Annotated in this window: 14 protein-coding genes; 5 read left to right on the top strand and 9 right to left on the bottom strand. The window is 58.0% G+C overall.

From position 1 onward, the window contains the following. Positions 1-24 precede the first annotated feature (24 nt). Positions 25-1,119 carry a DUF6270 domain-containing protein gene (locus EX00_RS00575; protein WP_047453085.1) on the top strand — a complete coding sequence of 365 codons (1,095 nt, stop codon included), beginning with the start codon at positions 25-27 and terminating at the stop codon, positions 1,117-1,119. Positions 1,120-1,147: 28 nt separating this feature from the next. On the opposite strand, the gene EX00_RS00570 is transcribed toward EX00_RS00575, so the two are convergent. Then, positions 1,148-1,957: an ABC transporter permease gene (locus EX00_RS00570; protein ID WP_052210607.1), complete on the bottom strand. Its 810-nt coding sequence runs from the start codon at positions 1,955-1,957 to the stop codon at positions 1,148-1,150. 164 nt (positions 1,958-2,121) lie between these two features. Here EX00_RS00570 and EX00_RS00565 point away from each other — a divergent pair, with 164 nt between their 5' ends. Then, positions 2,122-3,333 carry a KpsE/RkpR family capsule polysaccharide export protein gene (locus tag EX00_RS00565; RefSeq protein WP_047453083.1) on the top strand — a complete coding sequence of 404 codons (1,212 nt, stop codon included), beginning with the start codon at positions 2,122-2,124 and terminating at the stop codon, positions 3,331-3,333. A 49-nt stretch (positions 3,334-3,382) separates the two neighbouring features. On the opposite strand, the gene EX00_RS00560 is transcribed toward EX00_RS00565, so the two are convergent. The 6 genes from EX00_RS00560 to EX00_RS30880 form a co-directional block, all read right to left on the bottom strand. Then, positions 3,383-4,216 (bottom strand): tetratricopeptide repeat protein, encoded by an 834-nt coding sequence (locus EX00_RS00560; RefSeq protein WP_047453081.1) that lies wholly within the window; start codon positions 4,214-4,216, stop codon positions 3,383-3,385. Further along, the gene (locus EX00_RS00555) at positions 4,213-5,193 is read right to left on the bottom strand and encodes a hypothetical protein (RefSeq protein ID WP_047453079.1); all 981 of its coding nucleotides are present in this window, start codon (positions 5,191-5,193) and stop codon (positions 4,213-4,215) included. Before EX00_RS00555 ends, EX00_RS00560 begins: the two co-directional genes overlap by 4 nt. Further along, the gene (locus EX00_RS00550) at positions 5,171-7,489 is read right to left on the bottom strand and encodes a glycosyltransferase family 4 protein (RefSeq protein WP_047453076.1); all 2,319 of its coding nucleotides are present in this window, start codon (positions 7,487-7,489) and stop codon (positions 5,171-5,173) included. The genes EX00_RS00555 and EX00_RS00550 overlap by 23 nt, the downstream gene beginning before the upstream one ends. Positions 7,490-7,651: 162 nt before the next feature. Continuing rightward, positions 7,652-8,848: a Hint domain-containing protein gene (locus EX00_RS00545; RefSeq protein WP_047453075.1), complete on the bottom strand. Its 1,197-nt coding sequence runs from the start codon at positions 8,846-8,848 to the stop codon at positions 7,652-7,654. Between the two features lie 38 nt (positions 8,849-8,886). Beyond that, a complete protein-coding gene (locus EX00_RS00540) occupies positions 8,887-9,579 on the bottom strand; it encodes an outer membrane protein (protein ID WP_047453073.1) in 693 nt (230 codons plus the stop codon). Positions 9,580-10,607: 1,028 nt separating this feature from the next. Then, the gene (locus EX00_RS30880) at positions 10,608-11,138 is read right to left on the bottom strand and encodes a DUF982 domain-containing protein (RefSeq protein ID WP_080761175.1); all 531 of its coding nucleotides are present in this window, start codon (positions 11,136-11,138) and stop codon (positions 10,608-10,610) included. 310 nt (positions 11,139-11,448) lie between these two features. Between EX00_RS30880 and EX00_RS00530 the strand changes: the two genes are divergently transcribed. After that, complete coding sequence (locus EX00_RS00530) at positions 11,449-12,192, top strand: IclR family transcriptional regulator (RefSeq protein ID WP_047453070.1); 744 nt, start codon at positions 11,449-11,451, stop codon at positions 12,190-12,192. Positions 12,193-12,297: 105 nt separating this feature from the next. Here EX00_RS00530 and EX00_RS00525 read toward each other — a convergent pair whose 3' ends face one another. Both EX00_RS00525 and EX00_RS00520 read right to left on the bottom strand, forming a co-directional pair. Continuing rightward, entirely contained in the window at positions 12,298-12,543 is a 246-nt protein-coding gene (locus EX00_RS00525; RefSeq protein WP_047453068.1) for a helix-turn-helix domain-containing protein, read from the bottom strand. Between the two features lie 302 nt (positions 12,544-12,845). After that, a complete protein-coding gene (locus tag EX00_RS00520) occupies positions 12,846-13,745 on the bottom strand; it encodes a GNAT family N-acetyltransferase (RefSeq protein ID WP_047453067.1) in 900 nt (299 codons plus the stop codon). A 278-nt stretch (positions 13,746-14,023) separates the two neighbouring features. Between EX00_RS00520 and EX00_RS00515 the strand changes: the two genes are divergently transcribed. Further along, on the top strand, positions 14,024-15,352 hold the full coding sequence (locus EX00_RS00515) for an NAD(P)/FAD-dependent oxidoreductase (protein ID WP_047453065.1): 1,329 nt from the start codon (positions 14,024-14,026) through the stop codon (positions 15,350-15,352). A gap of 129 nt (positions 15,353-15,481) precedes the next feature. Further along, entirely contained in the window at positions 15,482-16,405 is a 924-nt protein-coding gene (locus tag EX00_RS00510) for a 2-hydroxyacid dehydrogenase (RefSeq protein ID WP_047453064.1), read from the top strand. Positions 16,406-16,408: the final 3 nt, after the last annotated feature.

The following is a 16,408-nucleotide window of genomic DNA, read 5'->3' as shown; positions in this document are numbered from 1 at the left end:
GTATTCAATGAACTGGTCAATCGCATGAGCGTCATCGCCTATTATGGCTCATGTCCCAGCGAGGAATTTGTGAAGTATGCCTTTCCGGAAAGCAGGCTCGGTTTCTTCTGCTATGGGATAAACGTTGCCAGCTTCATGGATCACAGAAAGGTCAGCATCAAGGGTATCGAGCAGTGGCCCGAGCCGATCAAAAAGAAATTGCTGTACGAGGCAAAGAAGGGTTTTCGCGAAAGGCTGAAGGAAGCCGGTCCGCAAACGCTTGTCGTGGACTTCTCCCGCGCGTCGCGGGCCTCGATCATGCGCTACAAGAACAGCGTACTGACCGTCCCCTATGAATTGCTCGAGGCCGGTTCACATCAGCAGCTCGAAGCGTTCAGCCTTTTCAAGATCGTGCCTTTTGGAAGTCGCGAATTTTGGCAGCTTGCAACCGACGCCATGCAGAAATTCTGCGAGTTCCTAAACGCGGAATTGCCGGATACGGAAGTGATCTTTCTCGACGTCCCGCCTACGGCCGACTACCGCGGGACCCTTATCGACAGCAACACCTATATGACGGACTTCTGCCGGTGGCAGATGCGCTATCCGATCTGCCGCATGCTGATCGACTTCTGCCTCGTACGCATCAAAAACAGCCGAGTATTGACACCGCCAGTTTCCATCTACTCCGACGACACGGCTCTCTATGGGCCGGCGCCGATGCATTATGCAGCGGAGGTCTGGATAGAAACGGCGGCAATCTTCCACGCCAATGGCGGCTTTGACGGTCTGTCGCGCTCGTGCGACCTTGTGTCGACACTCACCAACTATTCCGGTCTCATGGATGCTTTTTCCAAGACCGCCCTATCGAACCCGAACCTGCAGCGGTTCGGGCTCGATATCCTGCACGGCGCGCTGCCCTATTTGTTTGCGAAAATCCAAAGCCCCGCACACAACCATTTTGGCGACCCCGTCGAATCGAACGACGTTGTCGCGGCTTTTCGTTGGATCCTCGGTCGCGAGCCGGAATCGGCCCTGACCTTTCTCAACCACTACGCCCTCGCTAACCGCAAGGAGCTACGAGACACGCTACTGCGTTCGTTCGAATTCCAGAACCAGGTGCAATATTATGCCAAGCAGTGAACCCACCAGGCATATGACCAACGACGTTCTATTCGAACTTCACATGACGACGTGCCCAGTTGACGAGAAAGAGGCCCACGGCAGTGGTGAACAGGCAGCTCTTAACGAGATAGCCGACATCATAAAAGGATTTCACCGTATCGCCGAACACGCCAGCACGGAACATTTCGAAGCAGTGAACGAGCGGAACATACAGCGCCAGCTTCTGCGCCCCACTCGGCAGCCACGCCACCATGAAAAACATGCCCGAGATTGGCAGCGTGAGATATTGCAACGGCTGCACAAACTTTTCCACGAATTCGAATCTTTCCGAGCCAGCGGCAAAAATCAGTCCGACGGCAAAGGAGAACCATGCCATGAACAGCCAACCCGCCAGGAGCATCCCGAGATTTTCGTAGGGTGGCATGAACCCCGCCAGTCGAACCACAATGTAGACGACGATCAGCGCCGTCGTAGTGCCACCGATTTCCAGAAGCGCGCGGGAAATGAGTGCATCAGCCAGGCGGATCTGGCGATGATACATCAGTGGCAGGTTCTGGCGCAGACACGAGACCGCATGACCCGTCACATGACGCCAGAGGGTCAGCGGCATGTAACCACTGAGAACAAAGGCGACGACCGTGAGCCCGTGGGCTTCGTGCCTCAGGAGCGTCCACATAATCATGACGCCGCCCGTAAGGATCATCGGCTCCAGCATCAGCCAGAGAAAACCGATATTCTCGCGCCCGTAACGCGTTACCACCTCACGCATGATCATGGCACCGAGAACACGGGCCTGAATCTTCAATCCCGTGATGAACTGCCCGCGGCCATGAGCTTCACCATATATCGGGTCCATGCGGAAGACTCCTTTTCTTCACCCGTGCGTTATCGGCGGGTTGTTCCACGATACCGGCCAAGGTTCTCCGCTCAATCTTCTTTGCGTCAGCTTTGGACAATTACGGTACATAACGCGCGGAAGTCCGGGCGTATTAGTAAACAATCAACTAGAAAGGTGCTGCCATGGCTCTCCTGAACCCCGAGGCCGAGGGCAAGATGCCCGATGAAAAGCAGCGCCCGCGGCCGTTCGCTTACCGGACCACGCCGCCGGCTTTTGAGCCGGCGAAAGTCGGCAAGCGGCGAAAGCGATCCAAGCGGCGATACATGTTCCTGCTGATCGTCCTGCTTCCCACGCTGGCGGTCAGCATCTATTATGCATTCTTCGCAGCGCCGATCTTCGTATCGGAAGCTTCATTCGTGGTGCGTATGGCCGCACCGCCATCTTCAAGTGCCTTTGGCTCCCTGCTGCAAAACAGCGGCATAACGCGTTCGCAGGACGACACTTTCTCCGTTCAGGAATACTTGCGTTCGCGCGATGCGCTGAAGGAACTTGGCGAACAGATGCCCGTGCGCGCGATTTTCGGAAGTCCGCAGGCCGACCGGCTGATGCGCTATCCGCGTTTCTGGGAAAACAATAGCGAAGAGGAACTCTACCAGTATTATTCGGATCGTGTCGAAGTCATCCACAACGACACGACCGGCATCACGGTATTGCGCACCACCGCCTTCCATGCGCAAGACGCCTACGATTTGAACAATACGCTGCTTACGCTTGGTGGCGGTCTGCTGCTGCGCATGAACGATCGCGCCCGCGGCGACGCCGTCCGATTTGCCGATAACGAAGTGAAGGAAGCGGAACAGCAGGTCATCGATGCGCAGAAAAAAATCACAACCTTCCGCAACAAGGAGCTGATGATCGATCCGAACGCCACTTCCACCTCAATGGTCGAACTCATCAGCCAATTATCCGTCCAGCTGGCCAACGCGCGGGCGCGCCTCGCCGAGATGCGCAAGACCGCTCCGGACAGCAACGCGGTGCCGTTCGTAACGAGCCAGATCGCCGCACTCGAGCAACAAATCGAGTCGGAACGTAGCAAAATGGTTGGTAGCGATAGCTCCATTGCGCCGCGGATCGCGGATTATGAGAGCCTGGTCCTCATGCGGGAATTTGCCAATAAAGCAATGGTCTCAGCCCTCGATTCGCTCGAAGTGGCAAGGGCCGACGCGCGACGACAGCAGCTTTATCTGGAGGTTGTCGTGCCACCACATTTGCCCGACGAAGCCGAGTTGCCGCTGGCTCTCAAGAATATCCTGATCGTATTCCTGGCCACAAGCCTCGCCTACTTGCTCGGCTGGCTCCTGCTCACCGCGATCCGGGATCACGACCACGGCTAAGCAAGGTACACATGGCCGACTTCAGTCGGCCATGTGTCGGTCCGCCCTATCAGTCCGCCTGCCAGAAGCAGGTGTAGATTTCACCCATGCACGAACGGATTTCGCGCTCGCAGATGGAATCGGACGCGACGTAGCCATATAGTTGGAATTCCGCGTCACGGGCGCGAATGTAGTGTTGCAAGGCAGAGCCCACGTCGCGCTTGGCCTTGTAAAGATGCCCAAGTTGAATATCAACGTCACCAAGCGATGTCGGATGATTGGCCTTGGCATAAGCACGATAGGCTTCGTAGAGCTGTAGAGCCTCCTCGAAATCACCGGCCTCCTTGGTCACATTCGCATAGACGGCGATCAGGTCGACTTCTCCGTCGACCGCGACCAACCTCCGCAACTGCTCGCGCGCCTGCTGCCATTGTCCAGACTGCACGAAATCCAGGGCCTTTTGGCGCCGGAGCTCTATGCCGTAACGGGACAGACGCAGGCTTGCTGCATCGACATGCCGCGCGATTTCGGGATCATTCGGAGCCAATGCACGCGCACGATTGTACCATTCGAGCGCGGCTCTGGGGTCATTCATCCGGTTGTGAAGATGGCCAAGCTGCAGATGGATGTCGGCATCATGCGGCTCCTTGTCGAGGAACTGCCCGTAGGCTTCCAGCGCCGCGTCAAAGTCCCCGAGTTCCTTATAGGCATGCCCGAGTTGTACGAACAGGCCTATCCGCGTCGGATCCTGCTGCAGCGCCTCATGATAATAAAATGCCGCATTCTCCCAGTCGCGCCGGTCGCGAGCGGCATCTGCCTCAGCCAATGCATTGGCCTGTATCTCGGTCTCTGCCACATGGCCGACGCGCAGGAGTGTCGATGCGATACGAAGCTCTCGTCTCATGGCGCCTGCCGCATGGAGATGTTGCGGGGACGTAGCCAGGAATCCTCCGGGCTGCGTTCGTGGACGCGTATACGCAACTCGATGAACCGATGCTCCCGCCGAATGGCGACGCACAAGGTTCCCGAAAACGAGCCCGTCAGCGTGATACTTTGCAGGAAATCCAAGCCGGAGTTTGCAACGATTTCAACATCCAGCTTGGCATTCTCTGCCTGGATCAGATCAAGATCCAGCAGCCAGCTTCCCTCCGCAAAACTGCGCTTGGGGCCAGTCAGCAGCCAGCCGGGATGCACCTTCCAGTTCCCGTCATTGATTTCAAGCGGCTGGCGAAGATGATCGGGAGCAATCATCCAGCCGACATTCTCGACTTCACGCACAAAGATTGCCGTCGCCTGCCCCTCCATGTTCACCAGCAGGCCCGCTGGTGAAAGGCGCGCATTGGACGGATCGGAGCCTTCGTGAGCGTTGCTTTCATCTCCGGGCAGCAGCGTGTCCCAGAAAGCCGTTTGGCCATCCCGGCGTGCGAGGGCAACGATCTTTTTCACCACCGCCGCCCGCGTGACCACGCCGCGCCTGAGATCGAATTCCAGCCCAAGACGCTCGGCCGATGTCGGCTCGCGACCACATATCCGCGAAAAGGCATAGCGGAGGAAGGTCGGATCGTCCTCCGGCGCGAACCGCGTGAAATTCTCCAATATGGCGAAGTGATCCGGCTCGCGACGAATCGCCTGAATGCCGGATCGTTCGTTGAGCGCCGACGGGACAGAACGGCGCGCCTTCATTGCATCGACGATGCGCAGCCGGTTGGTTCCACCGCGAATGGCGTTCGCAAAGGACAGTCTGTCATCCGGCGTCAAATCGGTGTCCGTCAAGTCCAATGCCGATGCCCAGGCATCGACAAAGGATTCGGCTGGCAAAGTGAATATGTCCTTCGGAACAACATTCACGGGTTGTTGTCTATGCAACTCGGCGACGGTCAATATTGCCCCCTAACATTTGTTCGATCGCGATAACATGCCGCGCAGCCGTGCGCGGGTAGGAATACCATTGCGCCGCTTGAATGCGTTCGTTGTCACGCATTCGCAGCAACAGCGGGTTCTGGGCGAGACTGAGCAGCGCCTCGGCGATGCACTCAATCTCCGTACTTTTAATGACATGGCTGATCGGCCACATATCGCGCAGGACCGGCGAGCGGGAGCACAATAGCGGACGATTCACACTCATCGCGATGCGCGCGGCCCCTGTCGCCGTTTCGGTGGAGTGGCCATAAAGGAAGGAAAGCAAGTCGCAGGTCATGAGTTCGCGACGCAACTCCTCTTCGGGCACGAAGTCGAAACGTGCGGTCACATATTCCGAAAGACCCAGATACTCGATCAGGTTCTCGATCGCGGCACGCGCGGCACGCGATTCATCATTTAGAACCATGCAGTTCAACAACTTCAGCCGCAATCTTGGATCGTAGGTCCGAGCTTCCGCGAAAGCGAGCACCAGGCGATCGATATTCTTATGTGGCATCAGGAAACCGAAAGAGCCAATGGTGAACTGCGACGGGTCCGGCTTAGGCGCGCCCTCCGGCTCGACAAGGACACCATGCGGGATCACGATTGCGTTCGGATGCCCCGCCGCGGACAGTGTCGCGGCGTCTTCCGCCGAATGCACGAAGACGACGTCAAAAGCTTTCGTCCACCGCAACGAGCCGCCGCGAAGCGCCTCTTTCACGCTGTGCATCGTGAGAACGCGCAACCGATACCTGGTTGATGGCAGCACCTGCGCCAACAGTTCCATATCCGGCGTGGAGAAATGGCCGGGATGATGCTGCATCCACAATACGTCCGCCCGTCCATGTTCCAGCTTTCCGGCGAGACGCTTCAGCGAGGAGAGATCGTAGCCCCAGAGCCGGGACATGCTGCGATGCGAGGTATCGGCTTCTTCAGGCGATTGTTCCGGCAGATCGTCGTTCATGATCCGCCGGGCAAAGACGTGGTCGATCCTGTTCGAAAAGGCAGGCTGCGAATAGAGATGCTGCGAATAGGTGGCAATGCCGCATTGCTGTTGCCATGAGGAAACGAGATCGATGGTCCAGTCACCTTTGGACTCGGCGGCAACGACAGGCGGCTTGGCCAAGGCGGCAAGGGCGCGAACCGCCACCGAACGCCAGGTGAAATGAGCAGCCAGCAGCTTCTGTGCCTGCTGGCAGCGCATGCGCGCCTCGTCGGGATGATCGAGCACGGCACGCATCTGTGCGCCCAGATGATCCACCGACGGCTCGGCCCAAAGACTATAGGAGCCAGCCACATGGGCCCTCGATGCGGACATATGGAAATCGACCAACCAGGCGGTATCGGGACGACAAAAATCAAGCTGACCGCTGTAATTGGTCGTCACCACGGGAATATTCAGCAGCATGGCCTCGGCCAGAGGCAAAGCGAAACCCTCGCCCCGACTGGGCGCAACCACCATGGCGGCAGAGCGATAAAGGGCCTGCAGTTGGGCTTCATCATAATATTGATCGATAACCGTGATCGGAGGCGCGCCGGCTAACCTGTCTTGCCTCTCCGCAAGCACGGATGAAAGTATGGTGTCCGGGTTCGGAAAGGTCTTGATCACCAATTCCACCGCATCGTCCGACCGGAAGCTGCGCAGAAACGCCTCGATCAGGACATCAATGCCCTTGCGCGGGAAGCAGGACGAAACATGAAGGATACGTTTGCGCCCATTTTCCGGCAATGGTGACAGCGAATGATCGATGGATTTGGATATATGATCACAACCTGCCCCGACGACCTCGATCGGAATTGTCACGCCGGAGCGCGCAAAGCCCTCTTTGATGAAGTTTGCCGTCACCATAACGAGATCGAGATCGCGATTGAATCTGTCCACGAGATATTGTGGGAATTCGAGCTCTTCCCAGGCGAAGGGGCCGTAGACATTGATACGCCCAACCATGTCGTGGGTTGCTGGTGGCCAGGTATTTCTCAGATGGATGTCAAACTTTTCGTTCGCGGGATAATCCTCGCGCATATGACTCATGATGTCAGGCGCGGCAACGAGGCGGGCGTCGGTTTGCCAATCCTCTTCGGGCGTGTGGCAGACCAGGTTCACGCCGAGATCAATCAGCGCGCGAGCGAAATTGCGATTGACGATGGCAAGGCTATAATCGCCTTTGAATACTCCGTCGTAAAAGACGGTTTTGCCGGCAAATTTTTCAACTAATAATTTTTCCTCAATGCCACCAGCATCAAGCGAATAGGGCGACACAGCACCTTCATAACGCATTCACCACTCCCAAGCCCCGCAACAAAAGAAACAGGCGGGATGCCGCGCGAAACAAAGCTTCGCCTATTGTACGAAGGATTGAATGCCCGAATCACCGCCTCCCGGTTCATTTTTTTTGAAGCGGACGGCTAAAGCCGTCCGCCCTATGGCTCAAGTTGAGGCTTAGGAAGCCTTTGCATCTTCGACGATGTAGCCCAGTTCCTCGGCGCGTACGCTGAGAGCATGACGGGCCTTTTCGAGGACGGCTCCGGCGTAGACCGGCGGATAGCACCAGTCGTTCCAGTTCCGCGATGCCCCGGTCCCAAATGCGCCAAAGCGCAGAACGCCAGGCTCAAGGAAGGACAGACGTCCGCCAAGATCGAGGTAGGTTTCGGTCTGGGCGCCTTCCGCCAGGACGACGCTGTGTTGCTCCAGCTCGATGTGGTAATATTCGAACGGGTCGAGCGCCGTCTCCTGGGTGACGGTCGTTCCGTTGACGAGGAACTTTGCCGGAATCAGCGACCCCTCCAGGAACATGCAGTGATCCGGAGAAATGAAGAGGTCTCGTTCCGGAATATTCTCCGCGATCGAGCCTGCCTTCATGCGGACCGGCAGCGTATCGCGCGGCTTGTCGATCGCCTTCGGATCAAGCCGGCGGCGGCCGACCCATCTGATATCCGCAACACCCTTGTGAGTGATCACGAGATCGCCGACGCGCAATTCCTCGACCGGTATATCGCCTTCCGGCGTCCGGATGAGCGTGCCGCGCAGGAAGCAGCTCGTGAAGGTCAGCGTGTCGGTGGCGTCGTCGTAGGTATAGGTGACGCCAGCGGGGATCGTGTAGGAGGCGACCGTGGTGGGGATACCAAGGAGCCCAGGCGTGGTGAAGGTAACGGTATTGCCCGTTTGCGAGACGGCGGTCGTTCCGACAACCTCGATCTTGTCACCGACCTGAACATTGATGACATTCGGCGGCGTCGAAAGGTTCAGATTGATCCCGCCGGAATTATAGATGAAGGTGCCGGTGCCGTTGGCGTTGGCGAAGTCAACGGTGACGCCGTTCAGCAGACCGATGGTAAGCAGGCCCGTTTGAACTTCGACGCTGGAATTTGCTCCGGGCTGGTAAACGAAGGTCGAGCCGGCCGATACACCTGCAAGGTCGCTGTTGACGAGCACGTGGGCGCCGTTGATCGCCTGGATTGTCGTGTTCGAGACGATACCGCCGCCGATCACGTTGGTGATGGTGACATCGACACCATCGACAATCACCGTGCCGTTGGAGACCAGACCGAGTGCAATGGTATCGGAAGCGGTGCCAGCATTACTGCTGTCGATGGTAGTTGTACCATTATTGATGAGACCAATATTAATCAACGCCATGTTACTGTCCTCTCTCTGAGACTAAGACGAGCCACTTGTCAGAATTTATAGTTCAACCCCACGCGGATGCTGTGGAAATCAGGGGTTGCCTTGCTCCACAGGTTATCTCCCCCAGCATTGAATTTCCCAAAGTCGATGTATTGATATTCCAGCTTCGCGGTCACGTGATCCGTGAAGGCGTGCTCGACGCCGGCGCCGAGTACCCAACCAACCTTGGTTTTGTCTTCATCAAAGCTGCCGACACCAGCCAGCGATCCTTTGTAGTCGATATGCCCATAGGCGAGACCGCCGGTGGCATAGAACAAGGTGGTGTCATAGGCGTAACCGACGCGCGGACGAACGGTGCCGAACCAGTTGATCTTCGATGATCCACGCGCACCATCATTGCTAAGTGAATCGTTAATATTGGCGCCCTGGAAATCGGCTTCGAGGCCAACCACCCAGTTCGGATCCACCTGGTAGTTGTAGCCGATCTGGCCACCACCGAAAAAGCCGGACCCTTCAAGCTTACCGAACTTGCCAAGAAAGGTGCCACCGGAATGCAAACCATAATCATCATGGACGCCGAAGCCGCCGCCGCCGTTCACACCGGCATAGAAGCCTGTCCAGGTGAATACGGGCTGCTCGATTGGCGCCACCGGCGGCGTCTCAACCGAGAGATCTGCTGCGTAACTCGCACTCGCCAAACCAAACGCGAAAAGGAAAGCGGTGGATCCGAGTAGCTTATGCATTCAAAATTCTCCTCAAGGCAAATCATGGATTAACATGCAACTTCAGCAAGTTGACGTCGCAGCCATAATATAGACTTGATTACATGTGTAAATACGAACATTCGCATATATATTTCCGATATGTAAGCATTCCATGTATAAGTATGTCGTAATTCGTATTGAAAAATATTGCGAACTATCCTTTTAGAGCTGACCATATTCGCGCCGATGCGCGCGTTTTGTTCGCTGATGCGAGAGGCCGATATGTCGGCTCCGATTCGACGTCAGGCAGTTTTGCGTCAGCAAAGCAGCGGGCGTCTTCGTCCGGCACAAAAACCTTCCCCCTTACTGCTATCCACAATCATGGGCTTAGGTGCTGACGTCATCGGGCCCGTGCTGTCGTTTTTCAAATAGACCGGTTCTGCCACAATCGTCAGGTTTGTCCTGCTGTTACGGATTGAGATTTGTGGCAGCCGGAGGCTCAACGGGGCGGACCACTCAATTGGGTCGTTGAGCCTCCCCTTAATCACCCAAGCCGCCGCACCTTCCAACGAACAAATCCGTTGAAACTCCAATGCGTCTGCTCTGCTTGTCATTGATTCGACCGGAGAGGCGATGCTGACCCACATGTCGAAGCCAGACCGACAGCCCTGAAGCCATTTCGGCGCGATGTCGGATTTTACGGATGAATGGCGTCTCGGCGTGCACAAACCGTCTCCGGTCGTTCGCCCCCACCGTGGATTTGAGCCTCCGGACGCAATCAGACTTCTGCTGTCGTTTCCCGCATGGACTGACCGCGGCAAGCGGTACACATCTGGGCCGCTGTCGCAACCGCCAAATTGCGATGGCAGGAGGTTCGGCTATTTGCTCGGAGCGGTGGTCGGACCTCCACCACCTGAAAGGACGACATCACCCGTCCTTCGCTTGCCCGGCAAACATTGAGAAGCCGGCAAGCAGAACAATCTCGGCTACTTTCCCGGAAAACTCATCCCCCATGCCGCGCAGCGAACGCCTGCGCGATCCATCGAAAGCGGCAGGGATCGGACATGTTAAAGGAGAATGCGGATGCCTGCCTCATTGGCGGCATTGATGAAGGCTTGCCGGACGCTTTCCGATGAAACCCGATGGTTGATGCCATCGATGCAAGCCTGAAGCGCCTCCTCAAAAGCCTGGCCCTTGCTGCGAGCCGGCCAGAGATCCGTAAGACATCCGACGGCTTTCTCGACATTATCAACAACGAGGTATCCGCCGCCACTTCGGATCGCGATCTGGACTGGCGCAAAGCCTGGAAGGCTGCCGTCTGCCGAATCGACGCCGTTTTCGAGCATTTCTCGAAAACGTTTGGCGGTTACCCGGCCGATCTTCTCTATTTTTTTCTCGATCGTCGCGCCATGAGCAACATTATCGCGATCGGAGGTTGCAGTTCCAGCATCCTCCAAGCCACCAAACAATGGATCTTTTGACATTGCCAAACATGGCTGGGTATGGATCGCAAATTGGGAGACATCGAGTGGGATAGAATCTCTAAAAGTGCCGCCGATATCGAGGTCGGCGCGAAGGCTCTTATTATTCTGCCGCATGCCAATATGTCCTAACAATTGCGTACCAAACCCGCTCCCTAGCGGACCTGCACAGCCGCGATACAGTGCTTCACTAATAATTCCAGTCACACTAAAGCAATTCTCATGGCCCAATTAGGGCCGTCCGGCATTTTTTGACAGACATAATACCAATAAAAGTCATTCCGTTGGTATGTGTCGAATTGTTAGGCTTCTCTCTAGATTTGCATATTTATAAAACTTTCTGGTTGTGGTGTCCAGCGTCGGTTTCATATTTGACATCGTGTTCCAATACTGGAACACTTGGCCGCCATCATTGAGGACTGTCAAAATGAGTTCCCTTGAGGATGCCGTCGCTATTCTGGCTTGCTTCTCACCGGAAGAACCGGCGTTGACACAGGCAGAACTGACGCGGAGAGTTGGGCGCCCGAAGGCGACGGTCTCGCGCGTCATGCGCACCTTGCGCGAGAGTGGAATCCTGGAGTTTGAACCGACAGGCAGACTCTATTCTCCGGGCCTCCGGCTCTTCGAACTCGGACAGATCTGTCGCGCCAATCATGCTTTTCTGGATATGGTCCAGAAACGCCTGGAAGACATCTGCAGGATCGGGGGGCATACGGGATACATCTCCGTGTTCGACGGCACACAGATAGTCGCTCTCAGGATCGTTCGCGGCTCCAGCCCACTGGCGATCGCGGCGGTGCCAGGCCACCGCATGCCGTTGCATGCGACATCAAGCGGTCGCGCCATGCTGGCATTGCTGAGCGATCGGGAATGGCGCCACCGTTTACCGGATCCCCTGCCCTTCGTATCGCCGAACAGTCCACTCGACCACGATGCCCTTCTCAAACGCATCCAGAAAATCCGGGCGACAGGACGCTCCTCCGCCTCCAACGAAACACTGCACGGCGTTTCCTCTCAAGGCATTGCGTTGCGCGATCCCGAGAGCGGCGAGATCATCGGCGTCGCCATTTCCTACCCGGAAAGCATGGCAACTGATGAACTCAAACAGATGATCGGCAATCTTCTCGACCAGATGAAGTCGGAGCTGACACGACGGGGCAACGCAATCTGACAACGCATTTCAATCACCAATTACAGGCATTTGAAATACATGGCCTAGTTGTGGAAAGCGTGCAACGATCGTGGGGTGGCGCACCCGAACGGGTGCGCCCCGTCTTCACATGACCAGAAAGGTCGATGGCGCAACCTGCAATGCAGCGGCGAGCCGCCGAAGTTTTGCCGGATCTGCATCAGCACCAAGCTCGATCTCGGAAATCTCGTCTTGGGTAAGGCCGCAGGTCTCCGACAGATCGGCGATCGTATAGCCAATGGCCTCGCGGGAACGCCTGACGGCGGTACCGATTTCAGAATGAGGAACCACGGAAGCTTTCGAACTATTGAGGTTGTTGGGGGTAATGGACATGAATTTCTCCTTCCAAAGTCCACCGGCAAGCCAAATGCCGGGTGAAGGCAGCTATGCAGCCATGAGCAATCTCGGCCTAAACAGACGCGGCCGAGCGCACGGCCAATATAGTCATGGATGCTTAGCAAACAAGTGCCGAAGTTTGTCGCTATAATCCATCCGGTTCGAGAGCCGGATTTTTCGGTTCATCGGCATGTCCGGACGCAGCCATTCCGGCTTCCTTGCCTTCGCCGCGCGCACTTCCATGGCACGCGGCGAAAGGGAGAGGATCGTCCTGATGGCGAAGCCCCGGCGAGTGAATGCTATCCGAGCGCCTGGCTTGCCAATCCATAGGTCAGCGGCAAGCCGTCGCGGGGCGGGCCGCCGTCACCGCGCAACCAGGAGCGACGCAGCGACATGCTGGTAACGGTATCGTAGATCGACAATCCCGATTGCATGATGAAACGTGGGAAGGTGCCGCTCTGCTGGCGGGTGTCAATCCGCAGGAAACTGCCGGCATGATCCGCGATATGCGGACGCGTCACGGCGATTGCCTCTTCGTCGCTTGACGCCACCACCGGGCCGATCACATGACCGCGCCCAAAGCGACGGCACAACGAAAAAGCAATTATTCGGCCACTCCGGACGAGTGCCACACCCTTCGAGACGCTGAGAAGGCGCGCGAGAATGGGCGTGCGATCCGCCCCATAGGCCGCCAGATCCAAAGCCGCGATCTCCGCGAGATCAGTTTCATCGACCGATCGCAATAACGTGCCCGGCGGTAACGGCGCCACGGGCGGAGAGACCGCCTCGCCGTTGCATTGATAGACAATCCTCTCGGTTTGGAAGCCAAGCGAGTCATAGAGCCGTTTGGCGGAACGGGTCGCGCTGAGGCCGAGCGCCCGCGAACCGGTCCGCGCGATGACATGCTCCATCATCCAGCGGCCGGTTCCGAGCGCCTGTAATCTCGGAGAGGTGATCACCATGCCGAAGGTCGCGAAGTCGGGCGCGAAATCGAACCACATGGCCGAGCCCAGGACGCGACCAATGGCATCATGCGCCACGATGCCCCGCCCCATATCGCGAACGATCTGCCAATCCTCGGCGCGATGCGGCCAGCCGACCGACAGGGACAGCGCATGCAGGGCATCGAGATCGGCGTCATTGATCTCACCGATGGTCAGTTCGAAGGAATCCAGTTGGATCGACCTCGATCTTGCCATGACTGCCTCCCCTCCTGGCAAACGCGTTCCTCGATGAGCCCCGCACGCACGCCGGGCGATTGGATGAATAGACTCTTGAAATTCCGCGGGCGACGATGCCCTCGCTTCGGTTGTAACGGCGCTCGCGCAACAGAATACGCTTGATATCCCGGTAAATTTGGAAGAATCCACCAAAGCCGTCGAGCTTTCGGCAGGCAGACGACAGGCTCTGCCTTATTCTTGAGAAAGTCTCTCGCTCCAGAGATACTGCTTCCTCCACTTGTTTCAGAGATCCATCGATGTCTCCTCCCGTCGGCCGCGTCACCAGTAACCAGGACCTTCCGAAATCGGCCGATGTCATCGTGCTCGGCGGCGGCATGGCCGGCGTTGCGGCGGCTTACGAACTCGCCAGGCGCGGCACGTCCGTCGTCCTTATCGAAAAGGGCGTGATTGCCGGTGAACAATCGAGCCGCAACTGGGGCTGGTGCCGCCAGCAGAACCGCGATCCGCGGGAACTACCGCTCGCGCAGCTTGCCCTGCGCCGATGGGAAAACCTCAATTCGGAACTCGGCGAGGAAACCGGCTTTCGTCGCACCGGTCTCATCTATGCGTCTACGCAGAAAGCCAGCATCGACACCTGGGAACGATGGGGTGTCATCGCCAGAAGCTACGGTGTCGACACGCGAATGCTGACGGGGAACGAATGCGCCGCGATGCTTCCCGGCAACAGCCGTCGCTGGAACGGTGGCGTCTATTCCCCGACCGACGGGCGAGCAGAACCCGAGCTTGCCGTACCGGCCCTGGCGCGCGGCGCCCAGCGGCTCGGTGTCGTCATCCTCCAGAATTGCGCGGCCCGCGAGTTGGAAACGGAAGCCGGACGCGTCAGCGGTATCGTTACGGAAAAGGGCAGTATCCGCGCCGCCGCCGTCCTCGTTGCCGGCGGCGCCTGGAGCGGCATGTTCCTTAGGCATCACGGCATTCGCTTCCTGCAGGCAAGCGTCAAATCCACCTCGTTCTACACCACCGCCGCGGCCGCCGTGACGGAAGGTGGCATTGCGATGGAGGAGGTAACCATGCGCCGCCGGCTCGATGGCGGCTATACCGTCGGCCTGAGCGGTCTCGGCCAGTTGCAGATTACGCCCTACGGCCTGCTGCAGGCCCGCGAATTCTGGCGCACATTTCAGATAAGGCGAAAGGGCCTGACCTTTGCCCTCAGCCGTCAATTCCTCGAGGGGCCGGAAGCAATCATTCGCTGGAAGGCGGATGGTGTCTCGCCCTTCGAACGCATCCGCACGCTCGATCCGCAGCCGGACGCTCATCTCGTCAAGCGCGGCATCGACCGGCTGGTATCGACCTATCCGGCCCTTGCCGGCATCCGCCCGGCGCAAAGCTGGGGCGGCATCGTGGATTCCACCCCGGATGCCATACCGGTGATTTCCGCTATTGCGTCGCAGCCCGGCCTGTTCGTTTCGGCGGGTTATAGCGGCCACGGTTTCGGGATCGGCCCTGGAGCCGGCGTGCTTGCCGCCGATCTCATTCGCGGCGACAAGCCCTCGGTCAATCCCGCCCCATTCCGCTATGAACGCATGATCGACGGTACCGACCTCGGAAAGCCTGGAATGCTGTGATGACGGCTCGAGTGGCCAGCACCGTCTGAATAGAGAAAATCGGATCGACATGCGGTCGACCGGCCCCACTTCGGCGTATCCTGCCGTTGCAAACCCGGCAACATACGCAAAGCAAGCGCGAGAGAACCCATGGCTTTTCTATTCAATTCCGATGCGGAACGGGCGAAGATCTTCGCCGCCGCCTTTGCGCGCGAACTGCCCTCCCTCCCCTTCATCTCCGATGCGGCCAACGTCGATCCGGAAACGGTCAAATATCTGATCACCTGGACGGCGCCGGCCGATCTCGACCGCTATCAAAATCTGGAAATCCTGTTCTCGATCGGCGCCGGCGTCGACCAGTTTCCGCTTGCAACGTTGCCTGAGAAGGTGAAACTCGTTCGCATGGTCGAGGATGGCATCGTCCGGATGATGCAGGAATATGTGACGCTCGGCGTCCTTGCGCTGCATCGTGACCTGCCGGGCTATCTTGAGCAGCAGAGGTCGGAAAATTGGGCCTCCCGGCCGGTCCGCCAGGCACCCGACCGGTGTATCGGTGTGCTCGGCCTCGGCAATCTCGGCCTTGCCGTCCTCGAGCGCCTGCGCCCATTCGGCTTCCCGCTTCGCGGATGGAGCCGCTCGCCGCGTGCCGTTGAAGGCGTCGCCTGCTATCACGGCACGGACCAATTGCCGGAGTTCCTGGCGGAGGTCGATATTCTCGTCTGCCTCTTGCCGCTGACGCCGGAAACGCGCGGCATACTGAACGCCGATCTCTTCAAGGCCCTGCCGCAAGGCGCCGGCCTCGTGCATGCCGGTCGCGGTCAGCAGCTCGACGCGACAGCGCTCATCGATGCGCTCGACAATGGCCACCTCAGTGGTGCGGTTCTCGACGTCACCGATCCGGAGCCACTACCGGCCGAACACCCGCTCTGGCGCCATCCCAGGATCATCCTGACGCCGCACGTCGCCAGCGCCACCCAGCCGGAAACGGCCGCAAACACCGTCATCGCCAATATTCGCCGTCACGAGGCCGGACTTGACCCGATCGGTCTTGTCGACCGCAGCCGCGGCTACTGAACA

The organism is Martinezella rhizogenes, assembly GCF_000799715.1.
Taxonomy (GTDB): domain Bacteria; phylum Pseudomonadota; class Alphaproteobacteria; order Rhizobiales; family Rhizobiaceae; genus Rhizobium; species Rhizobium rhizogenes_C.
This window is presented reverse-complemented; position numbering and strand designations above follow the sequence as displayed.